This is a genomic window from Streptomyces sp. CB02261, from assembly GCF_001905665.1.
Lineage (GTDB): Bacteria > Actinomycetota > Actinomycetes > Streptomycetales > Streptomycetaceae > Streptomyces.
Genome location: NZ_LIVX01000004.1, coordinates 769,871 through 783,356 on the forward strand (window position 1 = coordinate 769,871; position 13,486 = coordinate 783,356).

The window sequence follows — 13,486 nt, forward strand, 5'->3', positions numbered from 1 at the left end:
GATGTCCGCAGCGGGAGCGAGCGGCAACAATCGACCAGAAATCAACACGTTCGAACGTGTTGCGTAGGATGAGATCCCCTGGGCCAGCACATCGTCAAGCCTCCGGCGTGGATGAGACAAGGCTGTGACCCTTACCCGTGATTCGTATACGATGTCCGAAATCCGCCCGGGTCGGGTTCTCAACTCCATTTGAACATGGGGGAGTTGCCTGTAGGGTCCAAGGACTGTTCGGTCCAGATCGTCTTGCCGCGTTCCGTGTAGCGACTCCCCCAGCGGGTGGTCAGCTGGGCGACGAGGAAGAGGCCCCGGCCCCCTTCGTCGGTGGTGAGCGCACGGCGCAGCCGGGGCTGTGTGCTGCTCGGGTCGGACACCTCGCACACGAGGACGCGGTCCCGGATCAGCCGCAGCGTCACGGGGCCTCCGGCGTACCGGATGGCGTTGGTGACGAGCTCGCTCGCGATGAGCTCCGTGCTGAACAGCAGGTCCTCCAACCCCCACGCCTCCAGTTGGGCGTTGACGTGGGCACGCGCGTCCTGCACGGCGGCGGGATCCGCCGGGTACTCCCAACTCGCCGTGGCCTCCTCGGCCACCGCGTGGGTACGGGCGACCAGGACGGTGATGTCGTCGGCCGGGTGCTCCGCGTGCGGCGTCCGCGCGAGCAGCGCCGCGCCCAGCGACTCCAGGGACCCTTCCACCGGGGCGAGTTCGGCCAGGACGGCCTTCAACTGCTCCGACCCGCCGACGACGTCACGCCCGAGCAGACCGTCCGTGTAGAGGACGAGGGCGCTCCCCGGCGGCAGCGTCACGCTCATGACCTCGAAGGGGTTGTCACCGACCCCGAGCAGCGGACCCGGCGTGACGGGGACGAAACCGACGTCGCCCCCGGGCGTCACCAGAGCGGGCGGCGGGTGACCGGCGGAGGCCATCCGGCACGTCCGGCTGACCGGATCGTAGACGGCGAACAGGCAGGAGCCGCCCACACTGTCGGGATCGGTGGCCTCCCACTGCATCCGCCGCACCAGATCGTCGAGCCGGGTCAGCAGCTCGTCGGGCGGCAGATCCAGATCGGCGAGCGTCTGGACGGCCGTCCGCAGACGCGCCATGGTGGCGGCCGCCTCCAGACCGTGCCCCACGACGTCGCCGACGACCAGCCCCACCCTCAGCGAGGAGAGGTCGAACGCGTCGAACCAGTCGCCGCCGACGCTGACCCCACCGCCCGCGGGCAGATACACGCCGGCCGTCTCGGCGGCCGTGCTGCTCGTCGCCGCCGGGGGAAGCAGGCTCCGTTGGAGGATCAGGGCGGTCTGGTGCTCGCGGGCGAAGCGGAACGCGTTGTCGATGGCCGTCGAGGTACGGGCGCACAGGTCGTGCATCAGCTTGATGTCGGTGTCGTCGAAGGGGGCGGCGACACGGGCGCGGTAGACCGCGGCGTACCCGAAGAACCGGCCGCCCCGGTAGAGCGGACAGCCGAGAGAACTGTGCATCCCCTCCGGCAGGAACCTGCGGATCAGCTCCGGGTCCTGACCCAGGATCCGGCGGCTGAGTTCCCGGTCGGCGACGAGCACCCCGCCGACGTGCTTGGCCGCGATCTCCGGGCTCTCCTCGACGCGGGGGATGGACTCGCCCACCTGGATCAGCCGGTCCGGCCACTCTCCGTACGCCGACTTCACCGCCACGCGGCGCGAGGCCGCCGCCTCCTGCCCGTGATAACCGGGCGCCGGGTCGCGGCCCTGGAGGACGTCGTCGGGGAAGTCGACGAACGCGTAGTCACCGAGAGCCGGTACCAGCACCGAGGTGAGGTCCTGGGCCACCTGGACCACGTCGAGCGAATCGCCGATCTCGAAGCCCTGACGGTACGTGTCGGTCAAGCGCGTCGGGCCAGGTGCCGACACCCTGGTCGCCTCGACCATCACGCCCACCGGCCTGCCCAGGGCGTCGTCGATCCGGTGGCACGACAGGGAGAGGGCCGCTTCCCCGCCCTCGGGCCCGAGGTCGTAGACGCGCCCGGCGACGGGCGTACCGGTGGCCGCGACCTGCTCGAAGGCCGTCCGGGCCGGCTCACCCCCGTCCTGGGCGGTGAGCCGGCACAGCCAGTCTTCGTCGCCGCCCTCCGGCCGAAGGGCCTCCAGGGCCGCGTTCGTCCGTACGAGCCGCAGCGCCATGTCGAGCTGGGCGACACCGACACCGTCCTGGGCCAGCAGCGCACGCGCGACGTCCCGGTCCTGGTCCCAGCCGCCCGTACCGCCGGGCGGGAGGAGCAGCAGCAGCCGTTCCGCCGCACCGTCCGCCTCCGCGACCAGCAGATCCGCCTCGACCAGCTCGCCCGAGCGGTGCCGCAGCCGCGCCCGGCGCAGGACCGGAGGGGTGCCCGGAAGCCCCCACTCGGGGGGTTCGAACAGCAGTGTCGAGGCCGGCTCGCCCGCCATCTCCTCGGCGGTCCATCCGAGGAGCTGCCGCGCGGCCCGCGACCACCACGTGACGCGGCCGCGCTCGTCGAGCATCGCGGTCGCGACGCACTCCAGGGCCGACCCGCCCCGCGGAGGGGCACCGGGGCGCCGCGCGCTGTCGCTCCGTCCCACGAGGTCCCCTTGCCGCCAGGAGGATGCACGTCCTCCTGTCAGCATGCGCCCGTCCTCCCGACGGGGCACGTCGGGACCGCACCCTGCGTGACCGCGCGCGACGGCCCCGTGAGCCCCGGGATCGCCGGGGCCCACGAGCTGTCTGAGCACGTCGTCAGAGGCTCACCGCACTAGGCGGCGGGGACGAGGTCCACTTCTGGTTGTCGCCGTTGGCGGCGCCCCACTGGATGATCTTGCCCCCACCGGTGACGGAGGAGTTGTCGAGATCGGTCACCTGCCGTCGTAGACGCTCTTGAGCTGCACGAGGTTGGGTCCGGCGTCGACGACGGTCCAACGCGAGTTGCCGTTGCCGATGGTGATGAGAGCCTGGGTCGGCACACGCGGCCGGTGCACCGGTCGCAGGGCGTCTCAGTCCATGCGGAGGGCGATGCGGGGTGCGGTGCCCTCGCGGGCGGCGGCGACGGCCGCGTCGATGTCACGCAGCGGCAGCGGGTCGGGGACAAGGCCGGCGAACAGGTCCAGGGCCGGGGTGCGGGCCAGGAACCGGACGGCCTCGGCCAGGTCGTCGACGGTGTAGTTGTGACTGCCGACGACGCGGGTGAGGTTGCGGACGAAGGTGTTGGGCTCGAAGCCGACCCGGGGCCCGGGGGAGACGGAGCCGACCAGGGCGACGCTGCCGTCCATCCCGACGATGTCCAGCGCCGACTGCACCGCACGGTGGTTGCCGGACAACTCGATGACGACATCAGCGCCGTACGTCCCGGCCAGGACCGCCAGTTCGTCCGGCCCGCACACGGCGGTCGCGCCGAAGGCCAGGGCCAGCTCCCGCCTGCTCTCGTCGACGTCGCAGGCGATGACATGGTCCGCGCCGAATTCACGGGCGTAGGCGACGGCGGTCAGGCCGAGCATGCCGCAGCCGATCACGACCACGCTGTCACCGGCGCTCAGGCCGGCCCGCCGGGCGGCGCAGACCACGGTGGCCGTCGCGCAGTTGGCTGGCGCGACCACCGCCGCGGGCAGGCTCTCGGGCACGGTCACCAGACCGGTCCCGGCGACGAGGTGGCAGTGGGTGGCGAAGCCGCCGTTGAGCCGCCAGTGCCCGGCGATCGCCTCATGACCGTACTTGCGGACCCCGCTGCACTTCTGCGGCACACCCCGCACACACCGCCGGCAGGAACCGCAGGAGGTGCCGATCGTCCAGGTCACCCGCATCCCGGCTTCGACGGGCTGCCCGTCGACCGTGTGGACCGGGCCGGCGACGTCCTCGACGACACCGACCGCCTCATGACCCAGGACCGTCGGCAGCGGGGTCGGACGGTCACCGGAGATGGTGTGGACGTCACTGCCGCAGATCGTCGCCAGTTCGACCCGGACCAGCACCTCACCCGGCGCCAGCTCCGGCCACGGCTGGGACTCGAGAGCAAAACCGCCCTCGGGACCGGACCAGACGGCCGCGAGAGGACGTGCGCTTACATCTGTCATGGTCGGTCTCCGCCTAGCGTCGAATGGTGAGGGCGACCAGGGCGCTGCACGCGCAGGCCCCGGCGACGATCGGGAAGATGAGGCCGGTGTTGCCGGTGCTGTCCATCAGACCGCCGATCATCCGCTCGTACACCAGTTGAGAAGCGTCGACAGGATCGCTCCGGCCGCCATCATCCGCCGCCGCCCCCCTTGTCGGCCAGATTGCCGTTGATCAACTGCCCGGCGGCGTACGACCGGAGCGGGATCCCGCTGACGGCACCGAGCGTGGCCTTGTTCGGGCCCAGATCCTCCTCGATCCCCGGAATCGAATACACGCGGCTCAAGTGGCGGATGCTGCTGGCGGCCATGTTCTGTTACTTCTTCTTCACGGGCCGGCAGAGCTTCGGATTCGTTCTCGGCCAGAGGCCGGGCGCTGACGGTGATGGCTGGGCGGATCCTCCTCTTCACCTGCCATGCCTCCTCTGGAAGGCATGGCCGATACGTGCCATGCCTTGGGGAAGAGGACGCTAGGGAATCAACCGGCCTACTGACAATGAGTGATGAGCATTCGGGCCCCTGCCGTTTTTCGACGTTGCCGGTCGGGTGTGCCGGGGGTGGAGTTCCGGGAACTCGTCACCCTGACCCGCCCGGGCTTTTCGAGGAATTGCTCAAGTGTGTGGAAGACGGGTGGTGTCCCACCCCTTCTCGTATCGCGCGGTCGGCCCGCAGGACGACTGATGTGCACAGGGCGGCCGGCCTTCGAACCGGGACGGGCTCGCCCGAGACGTCCTTCCCCGGCGTCGCGCACGCCGCGGCGCCGGCCGACGCACCGAGCGGCGCGGCACCGACGTCCGTCCGGCCCTCCCCGGGAGCCCGTCGCACGGACCGGACCGTCGTCTCGGCACCCGCGTCCGTCCGGCCGTCTCCCGGCCCGGATCTCAGCGGGGCGTGCCCAGCACCTGGGCCCAGTAGGGCCCGGACGGCGAGTCGACGACACCGACGCCCACGTGCCGGTAGGCGCAGTTGAGGAAGCCGGAGTCCCTTCCCGTCTCCCGCATCCACTGCTCCACGGCGGCCTGCGGGTCACGCGGCCCGTGCGCCAGGGTCTCGCCCACCGCCGACCACGCGTACCCGGCCGCGAGGACGCGATCGCCCGTCCCGCGTCCCGAGGAGTCCGTGTGTCCCACGTATCCCCGGGTCCGCATGTCCTCGACGTGACGCCGGGCGACCCCGGCGAGCCGCGCGTCCGGCAGCAGGTCCGTGCAGCCGTGCTGCGCCCGCAGCGCGTTCACCCGGTCGAGCACACGGTCCTGCGGCGGGGCGGGCGCCGGCGACGTGCGGCTGGGGCGCGGTGACGGAGCGGGCGAGCGGGTGGGAGGGGCCGAGGTCGTGGTGGGAGGAGCGGTGGTGGGGGCCGTGTCGTGGGCGGTGGAACGCAGCGGTGCGGGACGTCCGGCGTGGGGTGTCCCGGTCGACGAGGGGGCCGCGCCGCCCCGATCGTCCGGCGGCGCGGACGGCGGCCACACGAGGACCAGCGTCGCCACCGCGGCGACCGCGACCGCCGCTCCGGAGTACGCCAGCACCGACGCGGCGTTCGACGCCGGGACCTGGACCGCCGCCTCCCTGATGGTGTGCCACAGCGCGGTGCCGGCGTACAGCGGTACGACCAGCCCGATCCCGGCCAGCAGGCCTTCGACGGGCACCAGGGTCCGTGTCCCGCCGTGACAGACGGGGCAGTCGCGTACGTGCCGGCTCACGCGTTTGCGCCACAGCGGGGTCGCCGAGCCGTCCCAGGCGGCGGTGACGGAGGCCAGTTCCGCGCACGGGGGGTCGGCCGACAGGGCGCGTACGACGGTCCGCGCCGTTTCGAGCTGGTTCTTCACCCGCTGTACGCGGACCGCCGCGTGCTGGGGCGACATCCCCAGGCTGTCGGCCAGTTCGGCGCGTGAGAGCGTCCCCGCCGCCTCCAGCCACCACAGCGACAGCACGTCCCGCTCGGAGTCGTCGAGCCAGCGGCTCGCCTCGACCACCTCGCGCCGCTCACCCGAGAGCTGGAGCCGCAGGATGGTGAGGTCGGCGAAGTCCACGGGGTCGGCCGGTTCGGTGGCGTGGGCCAGAGGTGTGGACTTCGTGTCACGGGCCGCGTAGTGGGTGCGGAGCTGGTTCATGGCGATGGCGATCAGCCAGGACCGGAAGCTCGAGACGTCCCGCAGGCCGGCGAGCTTGCCCAGCGCCCGCACCATGGTCTCCTGCACCACGTCGTCCACATCGGCATGCCCCCGCATGGCCCGGCCCACCACGCTGTACACGAGCGGGAGGCAGTCGGCGGCGAGACGGGCCCGCGCGTCCGGGTCGCCGTCCCGGGCGGCCGCGACCACCGCGTCGTCGAACGTGCTCTCCACCGCTCTCCCCCTCCGAACGCGCTGATCTTCCGGTCGCCCGGGAAGGTGGCTCCTCTCCCCGGCGGATCGGGCAATGCGGGAATTCCGACTCCCTCCGCGGCGCCTGGCGTTTTCACCGCCCAGCCGCCGCCGGGTAACGCCCGGATTTCCTGTGCACCGAATGCCGGACGCAAGGGAGTGCACCGGCACAGCGGATCTCGGACGACCACCGGAGGAACCGGCTCCGTCCGGTCGCCGAAGAATACGGGGAAAGATGGTCGGATGAAAATCAGTCGGGCCACTTCCATCCGATGCCGTGAACGCCGCCGCGGTGCCGGGTGGTCAGCAGGTGGACGGAATGCGAGGCGTCGAGCAGAATCCGGCGCGAGCGGTACGCGTCCTCGGGATGCGGGACGCCCCGGTAGGCGTGGCAGGCGGCGGGCAGAGCCGCCGGATGGAACACGGCAGGGCCCGGTGTTCCGTCCGTGCGCAGGCGCCAGGCGGGACGGTGCGGGGGTGGCTGAGGTGTCTCGCGGAGGGGGACATGTCTCACGACGCCTCCTGCGGGGTGGGGGAGTGGGGGAGTGGGTGGGGAGCCCCCCGGCCGCGTGGGGGCAGGTCGGCCGGGAGGCGGTCATGGGAGCTGCACCTCGGTGACGTCCCCGCCGAAGGGACCCCGCCGGCAGGGGGTGGCCCCTGGTGACGGCGGGCGACACGGCGCACCGGGTGCACTCGGCGCTGACGGCATCTGGTCTCCCTTCGTGGTGTCTCGGCGAGCGGTGCGGCTGCGGATACAGGGGGAGACCGCCCCCGACCGGCCGGATAACAGAAATTCGGAGAACTCGTGGATGCAGGTTTCGCGAGGCACGCGACAGTGCCGCTCGGGCGCCGGTTCAGTCGGGCCACTCCCAGCAGAGCCCCTGGTAAACCGAGGGCATACGGGTTTTCAGCCGGCCACAGGTGACGGTGATGTCCGGCAGAGCGGCCACGGACTCCTCGTACACCTGGACCACGGTCATCGCGCTGACGCCGTCACGCACCGCGCGCACGACATGGCGTCGGGACAGCACCGCCGTGCCACGCCTCTCGTTCAGGCGCAGCGTGGGCTGTGACACGGCCTTGGAGTGGTCGTGGGTGCCTCGGTTCCTCGGCTCTGCACCGCGTCGGCGGGCCTTTCAAGATCCGTGCCCGAAGGCGTTTCCACCGATCCGCGCAAAACTGTGCAGCGGCACGCCGCGTGGCGGCGCGCCGGACGATCCCGGATGCTATGGATACGTCCGCACGTCGTCCGTGTAGTCGCGGGCCCGTTCCCGTACGAGCTCCGGCAGGGTGCCGGTCGCCAGGTCCGCCAGGGTCGTGCGCTCCAGGACCTGGCGCAGACTCGTCCGCACGGCACGCCACACATCCGGCAGGGGAGCCGCCGCCCCCTGGTACTCCAGGCCCGTCAGCTTCAGGTCCCGCACGCTGACGAGCGGTCCGTCCATCGCGCGGATGACGTCGGCGAGGCTGATCTCCGCGGGTGGCCGGGTGAGGACGTACCCACCGTCGGGGCCGCGCACGCTGCGCACCAGACGGGCCTGGCGCAGGTCACCGAGCACGACGAAGAGGAAGCGGACCGGGATGTCCTGGCGTCCGGCGACGTCCTCGGCCTTCAGGGGCCGGTCCGGGGAACAGGCCAACTCGGCCATGGCCCGGATGGCGTAGTCCGTTCGCGCTGAGATCCTCACCGACCCAATGTCTCACGAGGGGCGGGGAGCCGACCCGCGGAGGCCCGTTCCCGGCCCCCAACGGGACCACGGCGTGGCGTTGTTGTCCGGAAGAGGCATTGCCGGTGCACTTTGTTCATCGACATAGTGAACATTGCGCGGGCGGCGTCCGCCCCCCCCGGTTCGGAGGTCTCCGTGGTGTCCCTGGTACCTGTCGCGCCCCCGTCGTCCGGGCAGTCCGCCCGCCCTCGGCCGACCGTGGCGATCGTCGGCGCGGGCGCGGCGGGCGCCCTCGTCGCCGTCCAGCTGTGCGAGGCGGCGGCCCGGCGCCGCGTCCCGCTTGATCTGGTCCTCGTCGACCCCGCGCCGGAGGCGGGCCGGGGCACCGCCTACGCCACCACGGTTCCCGAGCACCGGCTCAACGTCCCCGTCGGCGGCATGAGCTGCTACCCGGACGACCCCGGCCACTTCCGGCGCTGGCTCTGCCGGCACGGCGAATCCACCGTCACCGCGGCGGACTTCGCCTCCCGGTACCGCTACGGCTCGTATCTCGCCGACACACTCGGCCGCGCCGTCATCAGGGCGCACGGCACGGTCGCCGTACGGCGGCTGCGCACCCGGGCGACGGGATGCGCCGACGGGACCGGAGGGCGGCTGGAACTCCGGCTCGCCGACGGCGGCACACTGACGGCGGACAGCGTGGTCCTCGCCACCGGTCCCGCGACGGGCGCGGCCGGCTGGGCACCGGCCGAGCTGTCCGCCTCCGACCGGTTCATCCCCCACCCCTGGAAGCCGGGCGCGCTCGACGTCGTCGGCGGGTCGGACGACGTCCTCCTCGTGGGCACCGGTCTCACCGCCGTCGATCTCGCCCTCGTCCTCGACCGACCCGGCCGCACGGTGCACGCCCTGTCCCGCGGCGGGCTGCTCCCCCAGCCGCACGCGGTCGCCCCGCTGCCCCCCGTACCGCCGCCGCCCGGCCTCGACGCTCTCCCGTTCCACCGCCTCCGCAGGGAGCTGACGCGGCACTTCGCCGCGACGCGGCGCGCCCACGGCGACTGGCGGCCCGCGCTCGACGGGCTGCGGCCCGAGATCGTACGGCTCTGGCAAGGTCTCACCGACGACGAACGGGCGGAGTTCCTCGGTCGGGACGCCACCCTCTGGAACGTCCACCGGCATCGCATGGCGCCCTCCACCGCCGAGACCGTCGCCCGGGCGCGCGCCGCCCGCAGGCTCCGCGTCCACGCCGGGCGGGTCGCCGCCGTGGCACCGGGGGAGGACGGCGGCCTGATCGTCTCCCTCGCCGACGGCCGTACGGTGCGCGTGGCCTGGGTGGTGGACTGTACGGGCCCGGGGCTGCGGGCCGACGCCGGCGGCGACCCCTTGTGGAGCGGGCTGCTGTCCGACGGCCTCGCCGCACCCGGACCGCTCGGCATCGGCGTGTCCACCGACGGCGGCAGGCTGCTCGACGCCCAGGGGCGCCCGGAGCGGCCGCTGTTCACGCTGGGCGCGCCCCGCCGGGGCGAGCTGTGGGAGACGACCGCGATCCCCGAGATCCGCGCCCAGGCCAAGGCGGTCGCCGACGCCGTACTCGCCCCGCTCACCGCCGGCCCCCGGTCGGTCCGCCGTCGGCCCACCGACCAGTTCGGGCTGCCGCTGTCCACCCACGCCGCCGCCGCGGAGGCGTTCCGCTGCGGACTCGCCCGGGTGATCACCGTACGGGCGAAGGCGGCCGAGCCGTTCGCGCGTGCCACCCGGCTCGACCCCGGGTTCGCGCTCGGGCACGCCGCGCTCGCCCTGCTCGGTCACGAGTGCGGAGCGGACGTCGACGTCGCCCGCGAGCTGGCCGACGCCCAGCGCAGTGTGCGGGAACGCGGCGACGAGCGGGAGCGGTCGTTCGTCGACGTCGTCACCCGCCGCATCGGTGCGCACGAGGCCGGCGCGGGCGCCGCGGGCGACGGCGACAAAGCACTCGTCGACCACCTCGGACGCTTTCCCGCCGACGCGTTCGCGCTCGGCGTCGCCGTCCCCACCATCGCCTTCTCCGGCGTCACCGACCTCGACGGCACACGGGCCCTCGACCTGGTGGAACGGACCGCGCCCGCCTACGACGGGCACTGGTTCCACACCTCGCTCCTCGCCTTCGTACGACAGGAGCAGGGCGGGATCGAGGAGGCCGGCGAGCTCGCGCGGGCGGCACTCGCCGCCCAGCCCGCCTCCGGCCACGCCGTGCACGCCCTCGCCCACGTCCACTACGAGTCCGGGGAGCACCTCACCGGCCGGGACTGGCTCGACGGCTGGATCGGCGGCAGGGGACGGGGGGCCGTCCACCGGGCGCACTTCTCCTGGCATGTGGCGCTCCACGAACTGGCCCTCGACGACTCCGCGGCCGTACGGCGCCGCTGGTTCGCCCAGCTCGCCCCGGGCCAGGTGAGCGGGGTGCGGGCCCTGATCGACTCGGGATCCCTGCTGTGGCGGGCCCGCATGTCACGGAGCTGGACCGGCCACGTGCCCGTCGACGGTGTGCTCGACGCGGTCGCCCGTGATCTGGTCGAGCGTCCCTCGACCGCGTTCACGGCCCTGCACAGCGCTGTCGCGCTCACCGCGGCCGGCGACCTCCCCGCGCTGCGCCGGCTGCGCACCCACGCGGCCGGCGCGGACCCGGTGCAGCGGGAGGTCGTCGTCCCGCTGTGCGGCGCGCTGGAAGCCGTCCTGGAGGAGGAGTGGGCCACCGCGGTGCGGGAACTGGGCGGGCTGCTGCCCTCGCTGCGCCGCGTGGGAGGCAGCGCGGCCCAGCGCGAGGTCATCGAGGAGACGCTGCTGTACACCCTGGTGGAGGCGGGGCAGCACGACACTGCCCGTCGGCTCCTCGAACAGCGCCTCGACCGCCGCGCGTCGCCCCTCGACCGGCGCAGGCTGGCGGGACTTGGCCTCTGACGGCGGGGTTCCACCGCCGTCTCGTGTGAGGTGTCAGAGGGTGTCGAACCTGCTGAGCCACCGCCGGAGCGCGGTGTGCGTGGTGTCGTCGAGCGCGCACAGCGCCTCGATGGCGTCGAGGTCGCCGGGCAGGGGCGCGATGCCCGCGGTGGTGAGAGCGGCGTGCAGTTCGAGGCGGCGGCGGTCGGCCGGCTCCAGCCGGGGGGAGGGGCAGGCCGAGGGCGTGGGGGCCGAGAGGAAGGAGTCCCCGAACATCATGGTGCCGCGGACCGTCGACGTCTCCTCGTGGCGGTCGTCGAGGAACACGGCGGGGAAGCGGTACGGGTCGAGGTCCAACAGCGGGGCCGGAGTGGCGGTGAGCGTCTGGAGTCCGGTCATGGGTGCCTCCTCGTGTGGTCGGTGCGACTGTGGAGGACGACGGCACGGGCGCCGAGGGCGGTTCCGGCACCGGGGGAGGTCCACCCGGATGTCCCCTACACCATCTCGTCACACAAGAGATGACCCTACGGAAGCGGCCGACGACGGACCGGCCGCTTCCCCCGTCGCGGCCTGGGCGTGGTCTACCTGCCCCGGGCGGTCCGAGGCTCCGGTGCGGGTGCGGGTGCGGGTGCGGGTGCGGGTGCCTCGACTCTGACCTGGGCGGGGACGGATCCCGATCCCATGGCTCGGCCGAGCGCCGGCCGTCGCATCCCGGTCCGCCGTACCGCACCTCGCCACAGGCGAGGCAGGAAGGTGTAGAAGCGGTCGGGGAGGAACACCGCGTCCGCGACGATCATCGCGCCGGAGAAGACGGGGAGCCCCATGAGGACGGCGATACCGATGTGCATGCCGAGCAGGACGGTCAGGACGGGGTACTTGAGTCTGCCGAAGAGCACGAACGGGAAGGCGACCTGCACGAGGACCGTCACGTAGCTGGCGATCGCGATCACCGTCGGGAACGTGTCCACGAGGTGCGAGAGCGCGGGCCACGGCTGGAACAGTTCGAGGTTCAGCGCGTAGTGCAGAGCGGTGCCGCCGCCCCAGGTGGAACCCTGGACCTTGTACAGACCGGCCGATCCGTAGAGGAAGCAGACCTGCGCGGCGATGACGAGCATGCCGCAGTTGTGTACCACCGTGATCAACGTGGAGCGGGCGCTTCCGAGTTGCTCTGCGTAGAAGCTCCGCACCGGTTTCGGCGCATCGCCCGCACGAACCGTCCTGAGCCGTTCCCGGCGTGCGTCCAGGGACCAGCGCCGACCGCAGGCGGTGAGCACGAGATACAGCGCCATCAGAAGGACCAGGTTGTCGCCCCCGTCCGTCATGAAGATCGCTCTCGCGTGGAACGAGACCACCACGACGGCGAACAGGACCGACATGACGCGGGTGCGCCAGCCCAGCGTGAACAGCGCGGACGTGACGAGGGCCAGCACGTAGCAGAGCTCGAAGTAGACGCGGCTCCCGGACAGGACCAGGACGCTGTTCCAGCCCGTCTGATCGAAGAGCTGTTCCGCCAGTGCGGGTGTCCAGGGGGAGTCGGGCCCCCAGATCTCGTGCCGGTACGGGAACTCGCGGAGAAGGAAGACCAGGTAGAGCAGCCCGTAGCCGATGCGCAGGACCGAGGCGGCGTAAAGGGACACCGGACGGCCGGTGAAGACGGTCCAGAGAGCGCCCGCCCGGTCGAGGATCAGGTCGACGGCGCGCCCGGCGAGCGACGTCTCTCCTTCCTCGGGCCGGTGCGGTGTGGCTGCCGAGGTGGAGGGCGGGGTCATCTGCTCATTTCCCACGGGGGGTCACCTTCCACCAGGGCAGGAGCCGGTTCTCGGAGGGCACCGGCGGGCGGTTCCCGGCCGTGCCGGGGGCAGCGATGGGCAGCGTGATGACCCGAAGCTGAAGAAACTCGAACGTTCCGCCGTCGTTGTGGGCGGCGACGCGGTCCGTGGCGATGTTGCTCAGGTACTTCTGCAGCATCACGGCCCTTTCCGAATGCGGCGTGTCACTTCCTCCGTGTACCTCGACGTAGGAGCTCCAGGCGCGCCGCAGAAGGTTCTGAGCCGTATGGCTCGGAAACGCGTGGTGATCGACTGCGGAATTGTCCACGGCGGTGAGGTCGAACCAGGGGCTCACCTTCATCGACCCGTCCCGATCCGTATGAGCTGTTCTGGCCAGGACCGTCCGGTTGAAGGAGTCCGGGTCCGGGGCGAAGAGCCGCCAATTCTGTTCGAAGAAGGGATAGACCCATCCGTTCACCTGGGTGCCGTACCGCTTCGACACCGGATTGGGCGGGGCCACATGAAGAAACACCATGACGACATGGACCAGAGTCGTCATCAGACACAGGACGACGGCGGTGTGCAGCCCTGCCTTCAGCGCGCGGGCGCCCACGGGCCGCCGCTCTGTCCTGACCCCGCCGTCATGAAGCGGCTGGGAGGTCGTCTCGGCATCGGAC

General features: G+C 72.2%; 12 protein-coding genes. 1 reads left to right on the top strand and 11 read right to left on the bottom strand.

Going from position 1 to position 13,486, the window contains the following annotated elements; all coding sequences use genetic code 11:
• Positions 1-179: 179 nt before the first annotated feature.
• The 8 genes from AMK29_RS16845 to AMK29_RS16865 form a co-directional block, all read right to left on the bottom strand.
• The gene (locus AMK29_RS16845; protein ID WP_158071323.1) at positions 180-2,579 is read right to left on the bottom strand and encodes a SpoIIE family protein phosphatase; all 2,400 of its coding nucleotides are present in this window, start codon (positions 2,577-2,579) and stop codon (positions 180-182) included.
• Positions 2,580-2,733: 154 nt separating this feature from the next.
• Positions 2,734-2,853, bottom strand: a complete 120-nt coding sequence (locus AMK29_RS37925; RefSeq protein WP_443334067.1) for an RICIN domain-containing protein — start codon at positions 2,851-2,853, stop codon at positions 2,734-2,736.
• A gap of 134 nt (positions 2,854-2,987) precedes the next feature.
• Positions 2,988-4,061, bottom strand: coding sequence for a zinc-binding dehydrogenase (locus AMK29_RS16850; protein ID WP_073813542.1), 1,074 nt, complete (start codon positions 4,059-4,061; stop codon positions 2,988-2,990).
• Between the two features lie 170 nt (positions 4,062-4,231).
• Positions 4,232-4,408 carry a hypothetical protein gene (locus tag AMK29_RS35665; protein WP_198942254.1) on the bottom strand — a complete coding sequence of 59 codons (177 nt, stop codon included), beginning with the start codon at positions 4,406-4,408 and terminating at the stop codon, positions 4,232-4,234.
• 570 nt (positions 4,409-4,978) lie between these two features.
• The gene (locus tag AMK29_RS16855; RefSeq protein WP_073813544.1) at positions 4,979-6,442 is read right to left on the bottom strand and encodes a sigma-70 family RNA polymerase sigma factor; all 1,464 of its coding nucleotides are present in this window, start codon (positions 6,440-6,442) and stop codon (positions 4,979-4,981) included.
• 268 nt (positions 6,443-6,710) lie between these two features.
• A complete protein-coding gene (locus AMK29_RS36180) occupies positions 6,711-6,974 on the bottom strand; it encodes a hypothetical protein (protein ID WP_143202900.1) in 264 nt (87 codons plus the stop codon).
• 340 nt (positions 6,975-7,314) lie between these two features.
• The gene (locus tag AMK29_RS16860) at positions 7,315-7,536 is read right to left on the bottom strand and encodes a hypothetical protein (protein ID WP_073813546.1); all 222 of its coding nucleotides are present in this window, start codon (positions 7,534-7,536) and stop codon (positions 7,315-7,317) included.
• A 150-nt stretch (positions 7,537-7,686) separates the two neighbouring features.
• Complete coding sequence (locus AMK29_RS16865) at positions 7,687-8,148, bottom strand: RrF2 family transcriptional regulator (RefSeq protein WP_073813548.1); 462 nt, start codon at positions 8,146-8,148, stop codon at positions 7,687-7,689.
• 237 nt (positions 8,149-8,385) lie between these two features.
• Here AMK29_RS16865 and AMK29_RS16870 point away from each other — a divergent pair, with 237 nt between their 5' ends.
• Complete coding sequence (locus AMK29_RS16870; RefSeq protein WP_073813550.1) at positions 8,386-11,061, top strand: FAD/NAD(P)-binding protein; 2,676 nt, start codon at positions 8,386-8,388, stop codon at positions 11,059-11,061.
• 33 nt (positions 11,062-11,094) lie between these two features.
• Here the strand turns inward: AMK29_RS16870 and AMK29_RS16875 are convergent, their stop codons facing one another.
• The 3 genes from AMK29_RS16875 to AMK29_RS16885 form a co-directional block, all read right to left on the bottom strand.
• On the bottom strand, positions 11,095-11,439 hold the full coding sequence (locus tag AMK29_RS16875) for a hypothetical protein (RefSeq protein ID WP_073813552.1): 345 nt from the start codon (positions 11,437-11,439) through the stop codon (positions 11,095-11,097).
• A gap of 182 nt (positions 11,440-11,621) precedes the next feature.
• Positions 11,622-12,824 (bottom strand): HTTM domain-containing protein, encoded by a 1,203-nt coding sequence (locus AMK29_RS16880; protein WP_241845418.1) that lies wholly within the window; start codon positions 12,822-12,824, stop codon positions 11,622-11,624.
• Positions 12,814-13,422: a DUF5819 family protein gene (locus AMK29_RS16885; protein ID WP_079196941.1), complete on the bottom strand. Its 609-nt coding sequence runs from the start codon at positions 13,420-13,422 to the stop codon at positions 12,814-12,816. Before AMK29_RS16885 ends, AMK29_RS16880 begins: the two co-directional genes overlap by 11 nt.
• Positions 13,423-13,486 lie beyond the last annotated feature (64 nt).

Excerpts from the sequence above, each read along its gene's own strand:
- AMK29_RS16875 (WP_073813552.1), bottom strand. The coding sequence starts at position 11,439 with ATGACCGGACTCCAGACGCTCACCGCCACTCCGGCCCCGCTGTTGGAC.
- AMK29_RS35665 (WP_198942254.1), bottom strand. The coding sequence starts at position 4,408 with ATGGCCGCCAGCAGCATCCGCCACTTGAGCCGCGTGTATTCGATTCCG.
- AMK29_RS16850 (WP_073813542.1), bottom strand. The coding sequence starts at position 4,061 with ATGACAGATGTAAGCGCACGTCCTCTCGCGGCCGTCTGGTCCGGTCCC.